Here is an 18169-nt window from a genome sequence, read left to right on the forward strand (position 1 = left end):
CGGTTCAGCCCTCGAAGTGCCCCGGCCAGTCCTGGTAGGGGATGCGGCTGATCTCCACGACCTCCCCGAGCCGGGACCACTCGTTGCGGCCGAGCCGGGCGAGCGGGGCGAGCCGGCGCACGTCCGGGAGGCTGGTGCCGCGCTCGTCGGTGGTGAAGACGTCGGAGTCGATCGCGGCGTGGGTGACCCGGCCGATCACCACCGTCGAGTCGCCGAGCTCGACGATCGCGTGCCGGACGCACTCCAGCGCGACCGGGGACTCGGCGACCCGCGGCGGTGCGACCGTCGTGCTGGGTTCCGGGGTCAGCCCGGCCGAGGCGAACTCGCTGATCTCGGCGGGGAAGTCGGTCGCGGTGGCGTTGATCCGCTCGAACATCGGCTCGCCGGCCAGGCACACGACGAACTCGCCGGTCGCGGAGACGTTGCGCAGCGAGTCCTTCTTCCCGACCGAGGTGAACTGGACCATGGGCGGGTCCACGCAGGACACCGTGAAGAACGAGTGCGGAGCGAGGTTGTCGACGCCGTCGGCGGAGCGGGTGGACACCCAGGCGATCGGGCGGGGGACGACCACGCTGGTGAGGAGCTTGTAGAACGGGCGGGCGCCCATCCCGTCGGGTGTCAGGTCCGTGCGCATGGCCACGATCCTGCCCGGCCGTGGCGGGCGCCGCCGATCTACCGTGGTCGGGTGCGTGCACGCGCCCGGGCGGCCGGGCTGGCGATCGGCGTCCTCGCCGACCTGGTGTTCGGCGACCCGCGCCGCGGGCACCCGGTGGCGGGTCTCGGCACGGTCGCGACCGCCCTGGAACGGCGGGTGTACCGCGACTCCCGGATCGCCGGGGCCGGGTACACCGCGGTGCTGACCGGCGCGACGGTGACCGCCGGTGTGCTGGTGGAACGGGTGCTGCGGCGCGGCGGTCCCGGGTACGGCGCGGCCGCCACCGCCGCGGCGACCTGGGCGGTGCTCGGTGGCACCTCGCTCATCCGGGAGGGCTCCGCGCTCGCCGGCGCACTGGACGCGGGCGACACGACCGCGGCCCGCGCTCGGATCCCCAGCCTGTGCTCGCGCGACCCGCTGTCGCTGGACGCCGGTGGGATGGCCAGGGCCGGTGTGGAGTCGCTGGCCGAGAACACCTCGGACGCCGTCGTCGGGCCACTGGTGTGGGGGGCCGTCGCCGGGATCCCCGGGCTGCTCGGCTACCGCGCGGTCAACACGCTGGACGCGATGGTCGGCTACCGGTCCGAGCGGTACCTGCGCTTCGGGTGGGCGTCGGCCCGGCTCGACGACCTCGCCAACCTCGTGCCGTCGCGGATCACCGCGCTGCTCACCGTCGCGCTCGCGCCGCTGGTCGGCGGGGACCCGCGGGCCGCGGTGCGGGCCTGGCGCCGGGACGCGGCCGGGCACCCCAGCCCGAACGCCGGCCCGGTCGAGGCGACGGCGGCCGGCGCGCTCGGCCTGCGGCTCGGCGGGGCGACCTCCTACGCACACGGCACCGAGCACCGGCCGGTGCTGGGCGACGGCGCCGCGCCCTCGGTCGCCGACCTGCACCGGGCCGCTCGGTTGTCCCGGGCGGTCGCAGCGGCCGCCGGGGTGCTGGCGGTCGCGGTGGCGGCGGCCCGGACCGGTGACGTGGTTGGCTGACGCCGTGGCACGCGTACTCGGAACCCACGGCCCCGCCGTCCTGCTGCTGCCCGGCGGTGCGGAGCCCGTCGAGGGATTCTTCCCCGGCCTGGCCGAGGGACTGGTGGCCGATCCCGGCTGCCGGGTCGTCCTGCACGACCGGCCCGGCACCGGGACCAGCGAGATCGACGGCACCCTGGCCGGCGCGTCCGCGGCGGTGCACGCGACGCTGGCCGGGCTCGGGCTGGGACCGGTCGTCGTGATCGGGCAGAGCCTCGGGGGTGCGGTCGCGGCGCTGCTGGCCCACGACCATCCCGAGGACGTCGCCGGGCTCGTCCTGCTCGACAGCTCCCTGGTCAACGACCCGGCGCTGGCGCGGACGACCGAGCGCTCGGTCGCGGTGATGGCCCGGCTGGACGGGGTCCCCGGTGGCCGCTCCGTGCTGCGGGCGCTGATGCGGTGGAGCACCGGACGCGAGGCGGACCGGGCGCGGATGGGCCCGGCGCACCGGGCGGCGCTGAGCCGGATCGTCGACACCGACCAGGCACGGCTGCGCGACGCGGCCGTGGGGCTCGCCGAGCTGGCCGCGACGTTCGACGAGTCGCGGCTGCCCCGGGTCCCGGCCGCCGTCGTGACGGCCGACCGCAAGCCCACCTCGGGGATCCGGCGCGCCCACCGGCGGCTCGCCGACGCGCTCGGCTGCGAGCTGCGCAGCTGGCCCGGCGCGACCCACGCCGTGCACCTGTCCCATCCGGACGAGGTGCTCGCCACCTGCCGGGAGATCGTCCGCGCCGCCGCGCACTGAGGTCGCCGGGCCGGCGCAGCGGCGGGTCAGGTCCCGGCGGCGTTGAGCAGCCAGTGGTAGCGCAGCCGCAGCGCCCGTTCCCAGCTGGCGAACGCGGCCGCGGCGCCGAGCGCGATGTTGAGCCAGAGCGGCAGGTGGATCGGGGACACGAAGACGCCGATGTTCTCGGCGATCGGGGGGATCCGGGACAGCGGTTCGAGCAGCTGTACCAGGTTGAGCCCGACACCCACGAGGAGCAGGACGACCGAGACGGCGCCGATCATCCGGCTGGCGCCCGGGTGGTTGCGCTCCAGGCCGGCCCGGCGCCCCTCGCCGGACCTCGGGTCCGGGGTGAGCTGGTGCGCGACGCCGTCGTGGGTCACGTAGTGGCAGCGCTTGACCCCGACGCCGCTCGTCGCCACCTCGATCGCGCCGCCCTCGACCGGGAGCACCGCGGGCACCGTGGACTCGGCGTGGTGGCGGCCGTCGCGGTAGAGCCGGGCGCGCACCCGGCCGTCCTCCCCGTCGCCGTGGTAGCGGACGTCCACCGAGTACACGACGGGGCGCCCGTCGTGACCGGTCAGCTGCAGGTGCAGCAGGGCCCGCCCGGTGATCACCTGCCACCAGCGGAACGGCTTCAGCGGTCGCCCGTCGCCGCCCTTCACCCGCTGCACGGCTCGCCGTCGCCGCCAGTCCTTCAGCATGTCTCCCCCGTGGGTCGCGGTCGACCAACACGCTGTGTTGGTCGCTGGTGGCGACACTAACACGGTGTGTTGGTCGGCGGCCAACGGCGGGGCGACGGTCACTCCGGACGGGTGATCCGACGACGGGACGCGCTCGTCCGGACCGGGGCCCGGGCCGCGCGTGTAGCGGTCCCACACCGCCGGTCTGGCACCGCCGGTCCGGCCACCGCCGGTCCGGCACCGGCCGCTCTCGGCGTCGCCGTGCACGGGCGCGCCGCGCGCCCCTCGCCGTCGCCGGCGCACGGTTGCCGTGGCTCGGTCGTACCCGGTTCCGTTCCTCGCACCGGATCCCGTTGCCGCACGGGGCCGGGCCTGGTGCGGGCGAACAAACTCGTTGCGAGACAACGGATCCCGTGCGTCGTGCGGGTCCGGTGCGTGGTGCCGGCCGCTTCGCCGGCACCGAATCCGGCCGGACACGTGAGCCCGCTCCGGACACGGGGCGTCGCCTCGGGCGGTCCACAGCCCGGGTTCCGCAGGGCGACCCCGGGCCGAGACCGCGCGGGAAGCGCCGGAGGCCGGTCACGACCGGGGCGTGTGCCCCTTCTCCGGCACCGCGGGGGCCCCGGCGCCGGTCCCGTCCGCGCCCGGCGACCCGGCGTCGGCGTCGGCCTGCGTGGCGCCGTAGCCGTCACGGCCGGAGAGCTGGTCGCGCAGCGAGCCCGTCCGCTCCCGCTTCCCCCGGCGCTGCAGCAGCTCCAGCCGGACGAAGATGACCAGCGCGACCAGGGCGACCACGCCGAACGTCAGCCACTGCAGCGCGTAGGAGAAGTTGCTGAACGGCGCCCCGCCGCCGGGCGGCTCGACCGGGATCGGGGTCAGCACGCCGGCCTGCCCGGACTCCAGCGACACGACGCCGGGGACGGGGGTCGTCCCGGTCGCCGCGGCGAGTGCGCGCGAGTCGGCGGCGTAGATCTGCCGGGTGCCGCCCTCGAACAGCGGGGCCCGGCCCTGCGGGTCGTTCTCGTCGAGCCGGAGCCTGCCCTCGACCGTCACCTCGCCGGGCGGTGCCGGGGCGAAGTCCGGGACGGAGGCGCCCTCACCGGCCGCCACCGACCCCCGGTTCACGACGACCAGCCTGCCGTCGGCCAGCCGCAGCGGCGTCAGCACCTCGTAGGCGGGCGCCCCGTCGACCACGCGCAGCCGGACCAGGGTCTCGGCGGCGGGCTCGTAGGTCCCGGTCAGCTCGGCCCGGTGCCACACGTCCGCGGCCGTGACACCCGAACCGGCCGGGACGAACCGCGCGTAGGGCTCCGCGGGTGCCGCGTCGGCCGCGGCGATCGCCCGGTTCTGCGCGTCCCGCTCGGCCTCGCGGCCGAACTGCCACGGCGCCAGCAGCGTGTAGCAGACGACCACGAACGCGCAGACGACGCCGATGAAGGCGAGCCATCCGGGACGCAGCAGGAAACGCACCGGGCCAGGGTAGCCGGGGACGCGCGGGGGATACTCGGGCCGTGGCCGCCGAACCCGATCGCGCGCTGCGCGGTGCCGTCCTCGTCGCCGGAACGACCTCCGACGCCGGCAAGAGCGCCGTCGTCGCCGGCGTCTGCCGGATGCTGCACCGGCGCGGGGTGTCGGTGGCGCCGTTCAAGGCGCAGAACATGAGCAACAACTCCGTCGTCACACCGGACGGCGGCGAGATCGGCCGCGCCCAGGCGATGCAGGCCTTCGCCAGCGGCATCGCACCCGGTGTCGACCTCAACCCGGTCCTGCTCAAGCCGGGCAGCGACCGGACGTCGCAGGTCGTCGTCCGGGGGCGGGCCGACGGGCAGGTCTCGGCGCTGTCCTACCGGCACCGCACCGCGGCGCTGGCCGACGTGGTCGCGGACTCCCTGGCCGCGTTGCGGGACCGCTACGACGTTGTCGTCTGCGAGGGTGCCGGGTCCCCGGCCGAGATCAACCTGCGGGCCACCGACCTGGCCAACATGGGCCTGGCCCGGCGGGCGGGACTGCCGGTCCTGGTGGTCGGCGACATCGACCGCGGCGGGGTGCTCGCGCACCTGTTCGGGACGCTCGCCGTCCTCGAACCGGCCGACCAGGCGCTCGTGGCGGGGTTCGTGGTGAACAAGTTCCGGGGGGACCCGCGCCTGCTCGCGCCGGGGCTGGAGCAGCTGCGCGCGCTCACCGGGCGCCCCACGCTCGGGGTGCTCCCGTTCGTCGACGGGCTGTGGCTCGACGCCGAGGACTCGCTGTCCGCCCCGGCCGACGGGGTGCTCGGACGCCCGGCCCCGCCGCGCGGCGACCAGTGGCTGCGGGTGTCGGTGGTCCGGTTCCCGCGGATCTCCAACGCCACCGACGTCGAGGCGATGGCCTGCGAACCGGGCGTCGCGGTGCGGTACGTGACCGAACCGTCGCGGATCGCCGACACCGACGTCGTCGTCCTGCCGGGGTCGAAGTCCACGGTGTCGGACCTGGCCTGGCTGCGGTCGTCGGGGCTGGCCGACGCGGTGCGCGCGCACGTCGCGGCCGGGCGGCCGGTGCTCGGCATCTGCGGTGGCTACCAGATGCTGGCCCGCACGATCGCCGACCCGGACGGGGTCGAGGCCGCCGCGGGCACCGTCGTCGACGGGCTGGGCCTGCTCGACCTGGAGATCGGGTTCGACCCGGTCAAACATCTCGCCACCCCGACCACGACGGCCTGGGGGGAGCGGGTCACCGGCTACGAGATCCACCACGGCCGGGTCCTGCGCTCCGGTGATCCCGGCCTGGTCGGCGACGAGGGCTCCGACCGGGGCGGCGTGCTCGGCACGCACTGGCACGGCCTCGCCGAGAACGACGGGTTCCGCAGGCTGCTGCTCACCCGGCTGGCGGCCGCGGCGGGCCGCACCGGGTTCGAGGTGGCGCACGACACGTCGTTCCACGCGGAGCGGACCCGGCAGGTCGATCTGCTCGCCGACCTGGTCGAACAGCATCTCGATATCTCGACACTTGAACAGGTGATCGGACACGGACCGGATCGGGACCTCCCGGTGCTGGCGTCCGGTCTGGCAGCCTCCCGGGGGTGAGCACCGCCCCGGCACCCGCACGTTTCCCGTTCTCCGCCGTCGTCGGGCACGACGACCTGCGACTGGCGTTGCTGCTCAACGCCGTGCACCCCGGCGTCGGCGGCGTGCTCGTCCGCGGCGAGAAGGGCACCGCGAAGTCCACCGCGGTGCGCGCGCTGGCGGCGCTGCTCCCCGAGCTGGACACCGTCGACGGCTGCCGGTTCGGCTGCGATCCCGCCGCCCCCGACCCGGCGTGCCCGGACGGCCCGCACCCCGCCGCCCCGGCCCGGGCCACCCGGCCGGCCCGGCTGGTGGAACTGCCGGTCGGCGCGACCGAGGACCGGCTCGTCGGCTCGCTGGACCTGGAGCGGGCACTGTCCGAGGGCCGCCGCGCCTACCAGCCGGGACTGCTCGCCGACGCCCACCGCGGTGTGCTCTACGTCGACGAGGTCAACCTGCTCCACGACCATCTCGTGGACCTGCTGCTCGACGCGGCGGCGATGGGCCGCGCGCACGTCGAGCGCGACGGCGTCTCGGTGTCGCACGCCGCACGGTTCCTGCTGGTCGGCACCATGAACCCGGAGGAGGGCGAGCTGCGCCCGCAGCTGCTCGACCGGTTCGGGCTGACCGTCGAGGTCCGGGCCAGCCGCGACGTGGGCACCCGGGTCGAGGTGACCCGGCGGCGGATCGCGTTCGAGGACGACCCGGTCGGGTTCACCGCCCGCTTCGCCGACGCGGAGACCGGGACGGCGGCGCGGCTGCGCGCGGCCCGCGAGCGGGTCGGCGCGGTGCGGGTCCCGGACGCCGAACTGCAGCGGATCGCGTTCGTCTGCGCCCGGTTCGACGTCGACGGCATGCGTGCCGACCTGGTCATCACCCGGGCCGCGGCGGCGCACGCGGCCTGGGAGGGCCGGGACGCGGTGGTCGCCGAGGACGTCCGGGTCGCGGCCCGGCTGGCGCTGCCGCACCGGCGCCGCCGCGACCCGTTCGACGAGCCGGGCCTCGACGAGGCGGAGCTCGACCAGGCGCTGCGCGACGCCGAGGACCACCTCGATCCCGACGACGATCCGCCCCCCGAGGACCCGGGCCCGGACGAGCCCGGCCCCGGCGAGCCGGGCCCCGAGGACCAGGGGCCGGACGATGCGGGCCCCGACGGACCCGGTCCCGGCCCCGCGGACGGCGCCCCCGGCTCCGCGCCACCCGTTCCGGAGGATCGCCCGGGCGGCCCGGACGGCGGCGCCGGTTCCGCCGACACCGGCGGGCAGGACGCGCCCGCCGACCGTCCGGACGGTCCGCAGGCCGGTGGCGACGGGGAGGGACGTGCCGTCGTGCTCGGCGACACGGCCCGCCTGCACCGGGCCATGGCGCGGAAGTTCACCGTCCCCGGCCTGGGCGCCGGGGCGCCGGGGCGGCGCTCCCGGGCCCGCACCGACGCCGGCCGTGTCGTCCGCGCGACCGGCTCCGGCCCGGCCCGTGCCGCGGACCTGCACCTGCCCGCGACGGTGCTCGCCGCCGCCCCGCACCAGGCCGCCCGCGGCCGCAGCGGCCCCGGCCTGCTCGTGCACCGCGACGACCTGCGCCGCGCGCAGCGGGAGGGCCGCGAGGGGAACCTCGTGCTGTTCGTCGTCGACGCGTCCGGGTCGATGGCCGCCCGCAAGCGGATGACGGCGGTGTCCGGCGCGGTCCTCGGCCTGCTGCGGGACGCCTACCAGCGCCGGGACAAGGTCGGGCTGGTCACGTTCCGAGCCGGGACCGCCGAGCTGGCGTTGCCCCCGACGTCGTCGGTGCCGGCCGCGCAGCAGCGCCTGGCGACGCTGCGGACCGGCGGCCGGACCCCGCTGGCCGGCGGCCTGCTGAAGGCCCGTGCCGTGCTCGCCGCGGAGCGCCGCCGGGACCCGCGCCGCCGCCCGCTGCTCGTCCTGCTGACCGACGGCCGGGCCACGGTGCCCGCCCGGCCCGGCGGCGACCCGGTCGCCGACGCGCGCCGCGCCGCCGGGCTGCTCGCCGCCGACGGGGTGCACTGCGTCGTCGTCGACTGCGAGAGCGGTCACGTCCGGCTCGGGCTGGCGACCCCGCTCGCCGCCGCGGCCGGCGGCGAGGTCGTCCGGCTCGACGAGCTGACCGCCGAGGGCGTGCGCGACATCGTCCGCAGCGCCCGTACGGCCCGCGCCGACCGGGCCGCCTGAGAGGAGGGGCACCGTGCCGCAGGGACAGGTCACCAGCACACCCGACGACGGGCTCACCACCCGCCAGCGCCGCAACCGCCCGCTGCTGGTGGTGCACACCGGCGTCATGAAGGGCAAGTCCACCGCCGCGTTCGGCACCGCACTGCGCGGCTGGAACCAGGGCTGGTCGATCGGGGTCTTCCAGTTCGTGAAGTCGGCGAAGTGGAAGGTCGGCGAGGAGGAGGCGTTCCGCGCGCTCGGCCGGGTGCACGAGGAGACCGGGCAGGGCGGTCCGGTCGAGTGGCACAAGATGGGCTCCGGCTGGTCCTGGTCGCGCCGTGCCGGCACCGAGACCGACCACGCCGCCGACGCCGCCGAGGGCTGGGCCGAGATCCGCCGCCGGATCGCCGGCGCCGCGCACGACCTCTACGTGCTCGACGAGTTCACCTACCCGCTGAAGTGGGGCTGGATCGACGTCGCCGAGGTCGTCGAGGTGCTCGCGGACCGGCCGGGGCACCAGCACGTGATCATCACCGGCCGGGACGCGCCGCCGGAGCTCGTCGACGCCGCGGACCTGGTGATGGAGACGACGAAGGTCAAGCACCCGATGGACGCCGGACAGAAGGGGCAGCGGGGGATCGAGTGGTGACCCGGGCGGTGGTGGTCGCCGCGCCGTCGTCGGGCAGCGGGAAGACCACCGTCGCCACCGGGATGATGGCGGCGCTGCACCGCCGCGGCACCCGGGTCGCGCCGTTCAAGATCGGCCCGGACTACATCGACCCCGGCTACCACACGCTCGCCGCCGGCCGGCCGGGGCGCAACCTCGACGTCGTGCTGCAGGGCGGCGCCCGGATCGCGCCGCTGGCCCGGCACGGGGCCCGCGGTACCGACATCGCCGTCGTCGAGGGCGTGATGGGTCTGTTCGACGGCCGGATCGCCGACGGCGCCGGCTCCACCGCCCAGGTCGCGGCCGAGCTGGGTGCCCCGGTCGTGCTGGTGGTGGACGTGCGCGGGCAGTCCCGCTCGCTCGCCGCCCTGCTGCACGGGTTCCGCTCGTTCGACCCGTCGGTGCAGGTCGCGGGCGTGATCCTGAACCGGGTCGGCTCCGACCGGCACACCGAGGTGTGCCGCGCCGCGGCGGAGGAGGTCGGGCTGCCGGTGCTGGGAGCGGTCCCGCGACGGGCCGAGCTGGCCGTGCCGTCGCGGCACCTCGGCCTGGTCACCGCGGCCGAGCACGGGGCCGCCGCGACCGCCGCGGTGGACGCGATGGCCGGACTCGTAGCCGAGCACGTCGATCTCGACGCGGTGACGGCACTGGCCCGCCCGCTGCCGGACGGCCCCGTGTGGGACCCGGCGGCGGAGATCGCCGCCACGTACGAGCCGGCCGGGCACGGTGCCGCTGTGCACGGTGCTGACGGGCACCGTGCTGACGGGCCCGGCGCTCACGGGCCCGGTGCCGCCGGGCTCGCCGCCGACGGGCACTGTGCCGCCGGGCCTGCCGCCGGGCCGGTGTCCGCCGGGGGAGCGCGGCCGGTCGTCGCGCTCGCCGGGGGGCCGGCGTTCGGGTTCGGGTACGCCGAGCACGCCGAGCTGCTCACCGCGGCCGGGGCGGAGGTCGTCGCCGTCGATCCGCTGCGCGACCCGCACCTGCCGCAGCGGACCGCGGGGCTGGTCCTGCCCGGCGGGTTCCCCGAGGAGCACGTCGGCGACCTCGGCGCCAACGCCGTGCTCCGGGCGGAGGTGGCCCGGCTCGCGGCCTCCGGCGCGCCGGTGCACGCCGAGTGCGGCGGCCTGCTCTACCTGTGCCGCGACCTCGACGGGACGCCGATGTGCGGGGTCCTCGACGCCTCCGCCGCGATGACGCCGCGGCTGACACTGGGCTACCGCGACGCCGTTGCCGTGTCCGCGTCCACGCTGCTGCCCGCCGGGGCCCGGGCCGGGGCGCACGAGTTCCACCGCTGCGCGGTCACCCCGCGGGCCGGGGCGGCCCCGGCCTGGGGCTGGCGGGGCGATCCGCCGGAGGGGCACATCACGGGCGGCGTGCACGCCTCGTTCCTGCACACCCATCCGGCGGGGGTCCCCGGCGCGGTGGCCCGGTTCGTCGCGGCGTGCGCCGCCGGAGCGGAGAGGCGGTGATCACGATCGATGGAGCGCGACCGCCGTACGACGTCGGCTCCGCTCCGTCGATCGTGATCACGGGAGCGCCGGAGGGGCTCGTCCTCGGGATCGGGGCCCGGCCCGGGTGCCCGGCGGCCGCGGTCCGGGCGCTGCTCGACCGGGTGGCGGCCGAGCACGGGCTGGACCTGGCGCTCGCGCAGGTCGCGACGCTGGACCGGCGCTCGGCCGAGCCCGGCCTGCTGGCGGCCGTCGCGCCGCGGGTGCCGTACGGGTTCACCGTCGCCGAGCTCGCCGCGGTCGCGGTGCCGCACCCGAGCGGGCGGGTCGCGGCCGCCGTCGGGACGGCCGGGGTCGCCGAGGCCGCCGCCCTGCTCGCGGCGGGGCCCGGTGCGCGGCTCGTCGTGCCCAAGACGGCGGGGGCCGGGGTGACGGCCGCGGTCGCCCGCCGCGACGGCGTTCCCTGACCGTGTGGGATCGGACTCGCTGCGGCGGACACCCGCGGCGAGGTCGTTATCCTCGATCGTCGCCGCCGGGGCACCCCGCCTCCGGGCCGGAACCGGGCGCCGGCGCGGAACCCACGGCCGGGCGCGGACACCCGGGAGAGGAACGCCGTTGAGCGCGCAGCACGAGCAGTACCTGGTCGGACTCGACCTGTCCGGGCGGCGGGTCGTCGTCGTCGGCGGGGGACAGGTCGCCCAGCGGCGGACCGCCCGCCTGCTGGCCGCCGGCGCCCTGGTCGAGGTCGTGTCCCCGCAGGTCACCCCGGCCGTCGAGGGGATGGCGACGGCGCGCGAGATCGCCTGGACCGCCCGCGCCTACGCCGACGGCGACCTCGACGGCGCCTGGTACGCCATCGCGGCGACCGACGACCCGGCGGTGAACGCCGCCGTCGTCGCCGACGCCGAGCGCCGCCGGGTGTTCTGCGTCCGGGCCGACGACGGCGACCGCGGCACCGCCGTGACCCCGGCGACCGGCGTGCACGACGGGCTCACCGTGGGTGTGCTGGCCCGGGGCGCGCACCGCCGGTCGGCGGCCGTGCGCACGGCGCTGGTCGAGGCGTTGCAGTCCGGCGTGGTCGACGCCGACGCGGAGATCCTCCCGGCCGGCGTCGCGCTGGTCGGTGGCGGGCCCGGCGACCCGGAGCTGATCACGGTCCGCGGCCGGCGGCTGCTGTCCCGCGCCCACGTCGTCGTCGCCGACCGGCTCGGCCCGCGCGAGCTGATGGACGAGCTGTCGCCCGAGGTCGAGGTGATCGACGCCTCGAAGATCCCCTACGGCCGGGCCATGGCCCAGGAGAAGATCAACGAGCTGCTGGTGGAGCACGCCAGGGCCGGGCGGTTCGTCGTCCGGCTCAAGGGCGGGGACCCGTTCGTCTACGGGCGCGGGTTCGAGGAGGTCCAGGCGTGCGCGGCGGCCGGCGTGCCGGTGACCGTCGTACCCGGGGTGACCAGTGCGTTCGCCGCGCCAGCGGTCGCCGGGACGCCGGTCACCCACCGTGGGGTGGCGCACGAGATCGTCGTCGTCTCCGGGCACGTCGCGCCGGACGACCCGCGCAGCCTCACCGACTGGACCGCGCTCGGCCGGATGACCGGCACGATCGTGCTGATGATGGCCGTGGAGCGGATCGGCCGTTTCGCCGACGCGCTCGTGACCCACGGCCGGGCACCGGACACCCCGGTGCTGATCGTGCAGGACGGCACCACCCGGATCCAGCGGACCGTGCGCGCCACCCTGGAGACCGTCGAGAAGGTCGCGGCGGAGGCGGAGGTCAGCCCGCCGGCCATCGTCGTCGTCGGGCCGGTCGCGGGCCTCGAGGCACCGGTCGGGGGCGGAGTGACGCAGAACGGTCACGGTTGACCGTCCCCCGAGGCGCGTGATGGGCTCGCACCCGACGACGGTGCAGGAAGCCGGTGCGAGTCCGGCGCGGTCCCGCCACTGTCATCGGGGAGTGCGTCCCCACCCACGGTCACGGCCCCACCCGGGGCGGGAAGGCCGGGACGCGCGTCGATCCGGGAGCCAGGAGACTGGCCGTCGTCGCAGGAGATCCCACCGTGTGAGGGCGAGGACCCTCTCGAGGAGGACATGCGATGAGCGAGGACGTGCGCCCGGCCCTGGTCGTGCTCGGTACCGGTCCGGCCGGCGGTCCCGGCACCGACGGCCCGGTCGAGGCCCTGATCGCCGAGGCGGACACCGTCTTCACGTTCCCGTCCGGGCCCGAGTCGGTCGCCCTGTTCTACGCCGAGGCGTGGCGGGTCGAGCGGGTGACCCCGCGCGACGCCGTCGCCCGGGTCACGGCGTGGGCGGAGCAGGGCCCGGCGGGTGCCGCGGTGCTGCTGGTGGCCGGGGACCCCGGGGCCGACGTCGCCCTGGTCGCGGTGCTGGACGGCCTCGCCCGCTGCCACCCGGACCTCGACGTCCGGATCCCGGCGGGGACCCGGGTCGCCCCGCCGTACCGGAGCCCGCTGATCACCTGACGCCGCGGACCCGCGGATCAGGCGGGCGGACGCCAGCTGTGCACCGGGTCGGCGCGGACGAGCGACGGGTCCCCGGCCGGGAGCGTGCGGGTGCGCCCCGGCCCGGTCAGCGCGGTCTCGAACCGGACCGTGACCCGCCCGTGCCCGGCGCCCTGCACCCAGCCGTGGCCGTGCTCGGGGTGCCGGACGTCGTCCCCCGCGGCCCAGGGCCGGTCCGGGTCCGGTGCGCGGTCCGGACGCAGGGGCCGGCCGGTGGCCGGTGCATCCTCCGCCGGGGCGCCGGCCGGGGATTCCGCCACCACCGCCACCGCTCCCGGCGCGCTGGTCTCCTCCCCCGCGGAGGCGCCGGCCGGTGCGGGCCCGGCGGCGCGCTCGGTGACCGTCGTGCTGCCACCCGGTACCTCGTGCTCCGCGCCGCCGGGCGGTCCGTCCCGCTGCGCACCGGCCGGTGCCGCCCGCCAGCCCTGCGCGGACGGCACCGCGTCGAACAACGCCAGCGGCGGCTCGTCGCCGAAGCCGGACACCGACACCCCGAGCAGCCGGATCCCGCCCTCGCCGACGGCCCCGTCGGCCAGCCGGCGCGCGACCGCGGTCAGCGTGGACAGCTCGCGGCTCGGGAACGGGGTCGTCTCCGACCGGGTGTGGGTCGTGAAGTCGCCGGTCCGGGCCTTCACCGTCACCGTCCGGGCGGCCCGCCCGTCCGCGACCAGCCGCCGGTGCACCGCGACGCAGATCGCCTCGACGGCGTCGTGCACCGCGGTCATCGCCGTCAGGTCGGTGTCGAAGGTGGTCTCGGCGGAGATCTGCTTGGCGGCGCCGCGGGGAGCGACCGGCCGGTCGTCGATCCCGCGGGCCAGCCGGTGCAGCTCGGTCCCCATCGCGGACCCGAGGACCCCGGCCACCTCGCGGGAGTCCATCGCCGCGAGCTGGCCGACGGTCTCGATCCCGATCTTGCGCAGCGACTCGCCGGAGACCGGCCCGATGCCCCACAACGACCGCACCGGCAGCGGCCCGAGCACCGCGGACTGCTCGGCGTGCGCCACCACCCGCAGCCCGTCCGGCTTCGCCAGCTCCGAGGCGATCTTCGCGATCTGCTTGCCGGACCCGGCCCCGACCGACGCCGGGAGCCCGGTCCGCTCCCGCACGGCGGCCCGCAGCGCCGTGCCGAACTCCTCCACCCGCGCCGGCGGGGCACCGGCCAGTACCGGCGGCTCCAGGAACGCCTCGTCGACCGACACCGGTTCCAGCACCGGCGAGAACTCCCCGAGGACGCCCATGACCTCGTCGGAGATCGCCTTGTAGAGCGGGAACCGGGGCGGGAGCACCGTCGCGTGCGGGCACCGCCGCCGGGCCTGCCCCATCGGCATCGCCGACCGTGCCCCGAACACCCGTGCCTGGTAGCTGGCCCCGGCGACGACCCCGCGCGGCCCCGCCCCGCCGACCAGCACCGGACGCCGCGCCAGCGTCGGCCGGGTGAGCTGCTCGACGGCGGCGAAGAACGCATCCATGTCGAGGTGCAGCACCCAGCGGGCCGGGCGGTCGGACGTCATGCCCCCATGGTGCCCCGGACCACCGACAGGACCGCGTCGCCGTCCGCGACGACGATCGGGGGCGCCGCCGGACCGGCACCCGCGACGGCGCCGGGATGGTCGGGCCACGGCGTGGCGACGTCGGCGACCCACCACGGCCCGCCGGAGTCCGGCCAGTCGAGGATCCCGGCCGGGCCGTCCGGAGCGGTCAGCGTGATCGCGTCCATCGGGCTGGACAGGCCCTCCCCGGTGGCCTTGACCAGCGCCTCCTTGCGCGTCCAGGTGACGAGGAAACCGTTCGCCTCGACCGGCCCCGCCGCCCGTTCGACCGGCGACAGCGCGTGCCGGGCCAGGCCGGCGAGGTCACCCAGCGAGCGCTGCTGCTCGACGTCGATCCCGACCGGTCCCGGCCCGACCGCGACCCCGACCAGCGCGCCGGAGTGGGTCAGGGAGAACCCGGGTGCGTCCGGCCGCCCGGCGAGCCGGGGCTTGCCGTGCTGCTGCCCGCAGCGGCAGGTGCGGTCCAGCTCCAGCGCGGCGGGGTCGGCGTCGAGACCGGCGGCGAGGACCAGCCGGGTCAGGGCGTGCGCGGCGAGGTACCGGGCCCGGTCCTCGGCCCGGCGCAGGGCGGACATCCGCTCGCGCTCGTGGGCGTCGAGGAGGGCGACGAGATCGGGTCGGGACGCCGGCTCCACCGGAGCGGCCCACCACACGGTGACGGTCACGGCGTCCAGCCTCGCACGCCGGGCCGGTGGGCCGGTCGGTAGCACTTGTTTGTTATTCCGGAATTTCGTATCGTTGCCGCATGGTCGAGACCGCACCGCCCCCGACGTCCGTGCCCCGAGCCCGCCGCTCCGGGGCACTGGTGGTGCTCGGTGCGCTGGTCGTCGGGCTGCTCGTGGGGCTCGTCGCCGGCCCGCACGGGCCCCGGGCCACCGGGACCGGGGGTGACCCGGAGCTGGCCGCGGACCTCGAACGGGCCGTCGGCGATCCGCGCGGGTTCGGTGCGGTCACCGCGGCCCGGGTGCGGGACGGGAACGTCAGCGTCGCCACCCTCGGCGACGAGGGTCCCGTCCCCGGGCCGGACGCCGCCTACGAGCCCGGATCGATCGTCAAGGTGTTCACCGGGATGCTGCTGGCCGACGGCGTCGAACGGGGGGAGCTGGCCCTGAGAGAGTGTTTGAGAAGATCATGTTGAGGGTGTGACTACGTACTTCTGCTGGCGTCGGGCGGGTTCGCCACGGGCGATGCGGCGGGTGATGGTGTTGATCGCCGCCCAGCGGATCATGGCCTCGGACACTGCGGGGTGGCGTTCGTAGTCGCGGGCCAGGCGGCGGTGTGCGGTGACCCAGGCCAGGGTCCGCTCGACCACCCACCGCCGCGGGAGGACGGCGAATCCGCGCTGCTCAGGCGGTTTGCGCACGATCTCGACGCTGGTGTGCAGGATCGTGGTCGCCCAGTCCAGCAGGCGCCCGGCGAACCCGGCGTCGGCGTAGACGAACCGCACCCTCGTGCGCAGGTAGAGGTCGAGCAGGATCGACTTGGCGCCATCGCGGTCCTGCACCGACGCCGAGCACACCATCGTGGTCAGCAGCAGGCCGAGGGTGTCGGTCACGATGAACCGCTTCCGACCGTTGATCTTCTTCCCGGCGTCGTAGCCGCGGGTGTCCCGCCCGACCGTGTCAGCGCCCCTCACCGACTGCGAGTCGATGATCCCCGCGCTGGGTTCGGGGTCGCGGCCCTCATCAGCGCGTAGCTGACGGCGCACGATCGGGAGGATCTGCTCGGTGACCCTCTGCTGCTCCCACCGGTTGAAGTACCAGTACACCGTCTGCCACGGCGGGAAATCCACTGGTAGAGCCCGCCACGCGCACCCGGCGCGCACGACGTAGAGGATCGCATCCACCACATCACGGCGCGCGTGCTTCTCCGGCCGGCCTCCCGCCCCCGCCGCTGGCAGCAGCGGCTCGATCAACGCCCACTGCTCATCGCTGGTGTCCGAGGGGTACCGCCGCCTACGCCGAGCCACTCCTCCACGATGGACCACACCCGGACGCATCCAGCGCAGACACGCCGACCCTTCTCAAACACGCTCTGAGCGACCGGCTCGACGCCCGGTTGCCGGAGCTGGCCGGCACCCCGGCCGGTGCGGTGACCCTGCAGGAGCTGGCCACCCACACCAGCGGCCTGCCGCCGGTCCCGCCCGCCGTCGCCACCGCCTCGGTCCTCCCCGCGCTGATGAACGAGAACCCCTACGACGTCTCCACCGCGGCCCTGATCGACGCCACCCGGACCACTCCGACGGCGACCCGCGGCAGCTACGCCTACTCCAACCTCGGCATCTCGCTGCTCGGGCACGCCGAGGCCAGGGCGGCCGGGGCGGCGGACTGGTCCGCGCTGGTCCGGGAGCGGCTGCTCGACCCGCTCGGCATGCAATCGACCCGCCTCACCACCGCAGGGCCGGACGACGCGCTCGCGCCGATGTTCTCGAACGGCTGGCGGGCGCCGTCCTGGTGGGGGAGGGGTTCGCCCCGTCCGGCACGTCGGCGGTCAGCACGGCGGCCGACCTCGGTCGGTTCGCCGCCGCGGTCCTCGCCGGCACCGCCCCGGGTGCCGCGGCCCTCGACCCGGTCGCCGACGCGGACGCCGGCCGGATCGGCCTGGCCTGGAGCGTGACCGAGATCGGTGACCGGGTCGTGACCTGGCACAACGGCGGGACCGGCGGGCACCGGACGATGCTCGCGCTGGACCGGGAGGCCGGAGAGGCCGTCGTCGTCCTGAACGACACCGACCGCTGGATCGACGAGCAGGCGATCGCCCTGCTCCGCGGCGGCACCGCGACCGGCGGCCCGGAGGTCGGGACGGTCGGCTGGACGACGGCCGCCGCCATGGTGGTCGTGCTGGCCGGTTCGGTGGCGATGCTGCTGCGCCCGCGCAGCCGGCTGTACCTGCTCGGCGCCGTGGCGCTCGGCCTGTTCGCCCTGACCGTGCTCCTGGTCTCGGGGCCGTGGGCCGTCGTCCCCGGTGCGGTGTGGACGGGTGCGGCCGCGGCCTGGCTGGCGTGTGCGGGCCTGGGTGCGCGGCGCTGGCCGGCCCTGCCGGGCGGATCGGGTGGCCTGCGGACCGCGGGCGACGTGGTGACCCTGGTGTTCGGTGCCGTCCTGCTGGCGGCGGCCGTCGTCACGGCCTGAGACGGCCCGGAGACGCCCCGGGGGAGGGGGAGACGCCCGGGGCCGGGCCCGTCGATCGGGCCCGGCCCCGGGCGGTGTGGATCAGCCGCTGCGGCGCGCGGCGAAGTCCGTGCGGACGTGCGCCGGCTTGACGTGCGGTGTGGGACCGGCGGTGCGCGGGGCGGCCGGACCGGACTCCCCGGCGGCGGTGCGTCCGCGCTGGGCCGCCCGCCGTTCCGCGCGGTTGGCCGGGCGCCCGGGCGCCGGTGCGGTGGGTGCGCCGGTGGTGGCGGCGGTCGTGGTGGCCGCCGTGGTGGACGGGGTGGTGCGCATACGGGCCTCCTGGAGGAGTCGGGTCGAACGAGGACCAGGGAGGGCCGGTGACGTGCCGGAACGCCGGAGGGCTGGATGCGCCGCAGGAGGGCGGCATCGGTTCCGGACCCGACGACGGGACGCCACGGGCCGGCGGTGCGGGGACTCGCGACGGAGTCCCGGCGGACCGCTCAGAGGAACCGGATCAGCATGGGAGGGACCGTAGGGACCCGGGGGCGGGTGCGCCACCGAGTTTCCCCACTGTGCGGTCGGTC

The 18169-nt window shown here is 76.6% G+C and carries 19 protein-coding genes and 1 riboswitch; of the genes, 12 read left to right on the top strand and 7 right to left on the bottom strand.

The annotated features are described in order from the left end of the window. Window positions 1–4 precede the first annotated feature (4 nt). Window positions 5–634 carry a flavin reductase family protein gene (locus AFB00_RS22430; RefSeq protein WP_068800567.1) on the bottom strand — a complete coding sequence of 210 codons (630 nt, stop codon included), beginning with the start codon at window positions 632–634 and terminating at the stop codon, window positions 5–7. A 51-nt stretch (window positions 635–685) separates the two neighbouring features. Here AFB00_RS22430 and AFB00_RS22435 point away from each other — a divergent pair, with 51 nt between their 5' ends. Then, window positions 686–1639 carry a cobalamin biosynthesis protein gene (locus AFB00_RS22435; protein WP_197519621.1) on the top strand — a complete coding sequence of 318 codons (954 nt, stop codon included), beginning with the start codon at window positions 686–688 and terminating at the stop codon, window positions 1637–1639. A gap of 4 nt (window positions 1640–1643) precedes the next feature. Continuing rightward, window positions 1644–2423: an alpha/beta fold hydrolase gene (locus AFB00_RS22440; RefSeq protein WP_231974033.1), complete on the top strand. Its 780-nt coding sequence runs from the start codon at window positions 1644–1646 to the stop codon at window positions 2421–2423. A 26-nt stretch (window positions 2424–2449) separates the two neighbouring features. Here the strand turns inward: AFB00_RS22440 and AFB00_RS22445 are convergent, their stop codons facing one another. Both AFB00_RS22445 and AFB00_RS22450 read right to left on the bottom strand, forming a co-directional pair. Beyond that, window positions 2450–3106, bottom strand: a complete 657-nt coding sequence (locus tag AFB00_RS22445; RefSeq protein WP_068798834.1) for a hypothetical protein — start codon at window positions 3104–3106, stop codon at window positions 2450–2452. 558 nt (window positions 3107–3664) lie between these two features. Then, the gene (locus AFB00_RS22450) at window positions 3665–4555 is read right to left on the bottom strand and encodes an SURF1 family cytochrome oxidase biogenesis protein (protein WP_068798835.1); all 891 of its coding nucleotides are present in this window, start codon (window positions 4553–4555) and stop codon (window positions 3665–3667) included. 65 nt (window positions 4556–4620) lie between these two features. On the opposite strand from AFB00_RS22450, the gene AFB00_RS22455 reads away from it, so the two are divergent. The 7 genes from AFB00_RS22455 (at window position 4621) to AFB00_RS22485 (ending at window position 12883) form a co-directional block, all read left to right on the top strand. Beyond that, window positions 4621–6147 (top strand): cobyric acid synthase, encoded by a 1527-nt coding sequence (locus AFB00_RS22455; protein WP_068800570.1) that lies wholly within the window; start codon window positions 4621–4623, stop codon window positions 6145–6147. Further along, window positions 6144–8312: a putative cobaltochelatase gene (locus AFB00_RS22460; protein WP_068798836.1), complete on the top strand. Its 2169-nt coding sequence runs from the start codon at window positions 6144–6146 to the stop codon at window positions 8310–8312. Before AFB00_RS22455 ends, AFB00_RS22460 begins: the two co-directional genes overlap by 4 nt. Before the next feature lie 13 nt (window positions 8313–8325). Then, the gene (gene cobO / locus AFB00_RS22465; RefSeq protein ID WP_068798837.1) at window positions 8326–8940 is read left to right on the top strand and encodes a cob(I)yrinic acid a,c-diamide adenosyltransferase; all 615 of its coding nucleotides are present in this window, start codon (window positions 8326–8328) and stop codon (window positions 8938–8940) included. After that, a complete protein-coding gene (locus AFB00_RS22470) occupies window positions 8937–10427 on the top strand; it encodes a cobyrinate a,c-diamide synthase (protein WP_442965823.1) in 1491 nt (496 codons plus the stop codon). Before cobO ends, AFB00_RS22470 begins: the two co-directional genes overlap by 4 nt. Then, complete coding sequence (locus AFB00_RS22475; protein WP_197519622.1) at window positions 10424–10873, top strand: cobalamin biosynthesis protein; 450 nt, start codon at window positions 10424–10426, stop codon at window positions 10871–10873. The genes AFB00_RS22470 and AFB00_RS22475 overlap by 4 nt, the downstream gene beginning before the upstream one ends. A 148-nt stretch (window positions 10874–11021) precedes the next feature. Next, window positions 11022–12266 carry a uroporphyrinogen-III C-methyltransferase gene (cobA, locus tag AFB00_RS22480; protein ID WP_068798839.1) on the top strand — a complete coding sequence of 415 codons (1245 nt, stop codon included), beginning with the start codon at window positions 11022–11024 and terminating at the stop codon, window positions 12264–12266. 21 nt (window positions 12267–12287) lie between these two features. Next, window positions 12288–12456, top strand: a riboswitch (cobalamin riboswitch). A 40-nt stretch (window positions 12457–12496) separates the two neighbouring features. Continuing rightward, window positions 12497–12883 (top strand): hypothetical protein, encoded by a 387-nt coding sequence (locus tag AFB00_RS22485; protein WP_068798840.1) that lies wholly within the window; start codon window positions 12497–12499, stop codon window positions 12881–12883. A 17-nt stretch (window positions 12884–12900) separates the two neighbouring features. Here AFB00_RS22485 and AFB00_RS22490 read toward each other — a convergent pair whose 3' ends face one another. Together AFB00_RS22490 and AFB00_RS22495 are read right to left on the bottom strand one after the other, a co-directional pair. Continuing rightward, window positions 12901–14433, bottom strand: a complete 1533-nt coding sequence (locus AFB00_RS22490) for a DNA polymerase IV (protein ID WP_068798841.1) — start codon at window positions 14431–14433, stop codon at window positions 12901–12903. Beyond that, window positions 14430–15137, bottom strand: a complete 708-nt coding sequence (locus tag AFB00_RS22495; protein ID WP_231974034.1) for a 4'-phosphopantetheinyl transferase family protein — start codon at window positions 15135–15137, stop codon at window positions 14430–14432. Before AFB00_RS22495 ends, AFB00_RS22490 begins: the two co-directional genes overlap by 4 nt. An 80-nt stretch (window positions 15138–15217) precedes the next feature. Between AFB00_RS22495 and AFB00_RS22500 the strand changes: the two genes are divergently transcribed. Continuing rightward, window positions 15218–15610: a hypothetical protein gene (locus tag AFB00_RS22500; RefSeq protein WP_068798843.1), complete on the top strand. Its 393-nt coding sequence runs from the start codon at window positions 15218–15220 to the stop codon at window positions 15608–15610. On the opposite strand, the gene AFB00_RS22505 is transcribed toward AFB00_RS22500, so the two are convergent. Continuing rightward, window positions 15602–16471, bottom strand: a complete 870-nt coding sequence (locus AFB00_RS22505) for an IS5 family transposase (protein WP_068796711.1) — start codon at window positions 16469–16471, stop codon at window positions 15602–15604. The genes AFB00_RS22500 and AFB00_RS22505 overlap by 9 nt on opposite strands. A 59-nt stretch (window positions 16472–16530) precedes the next feature. On the opposite strand from AFB00_RS22505, the gene AFB00_RS32275 reads away from it, so the two are divergent. Both AFB00_RS32275 and AFB00_RS33515 read left to right on the top strand, forming a co-directional pair. After that, window positions 16531–17088, top strand: coding sequence for a serine hydrolase domain-containing protein (locus AFB00_RS32275; protein ID WP_197519623.1), 558 nt, complete (start codon window positions 16531–16533; stop codon window positions 17086–17088). Further along, on the top strand, window positions 17085–17603 hold the full coding sequence (locus tag AFB00_RS33515) for a hypothetical protein (protein ID WP_156819682.1): 519 nt from the start codon (window positions 17085–17087) through the stop codon (window positions 17601–17603). The genes AFB00_RS32275 and AFB00_RS33515 overlap by 4 nt, the downstream gene beginning before the upstream one ends. Window positions 17604–17684: 81 nt before the next feature. Here the strand turns inward: AFB00_RS33515 and AFB00_RS22515 are convergent, their stop codons facing one another. Next, complete coding sequence (locus AFB00_RS22515) at window positions 17685–17915, bottom strand: hypothetical protein (protein WP_068798845.1); 231 nt, start codon at window positions 17913–17915, stop codon at window positions 17685–17687. Window positions 17916–18169: the final 254 nt, after the last annotated feature.

It is taken from the genome of Pseudonocardia sp. HH130630-07 (assembly GCF_001698125.1).
Taxonomy (GTDB): domain Bacteria; phylum Actinomycetota; class Actinomycetes; order Mycobacteriales; family Pseudonocardiaceae; genus Pseudonocardia.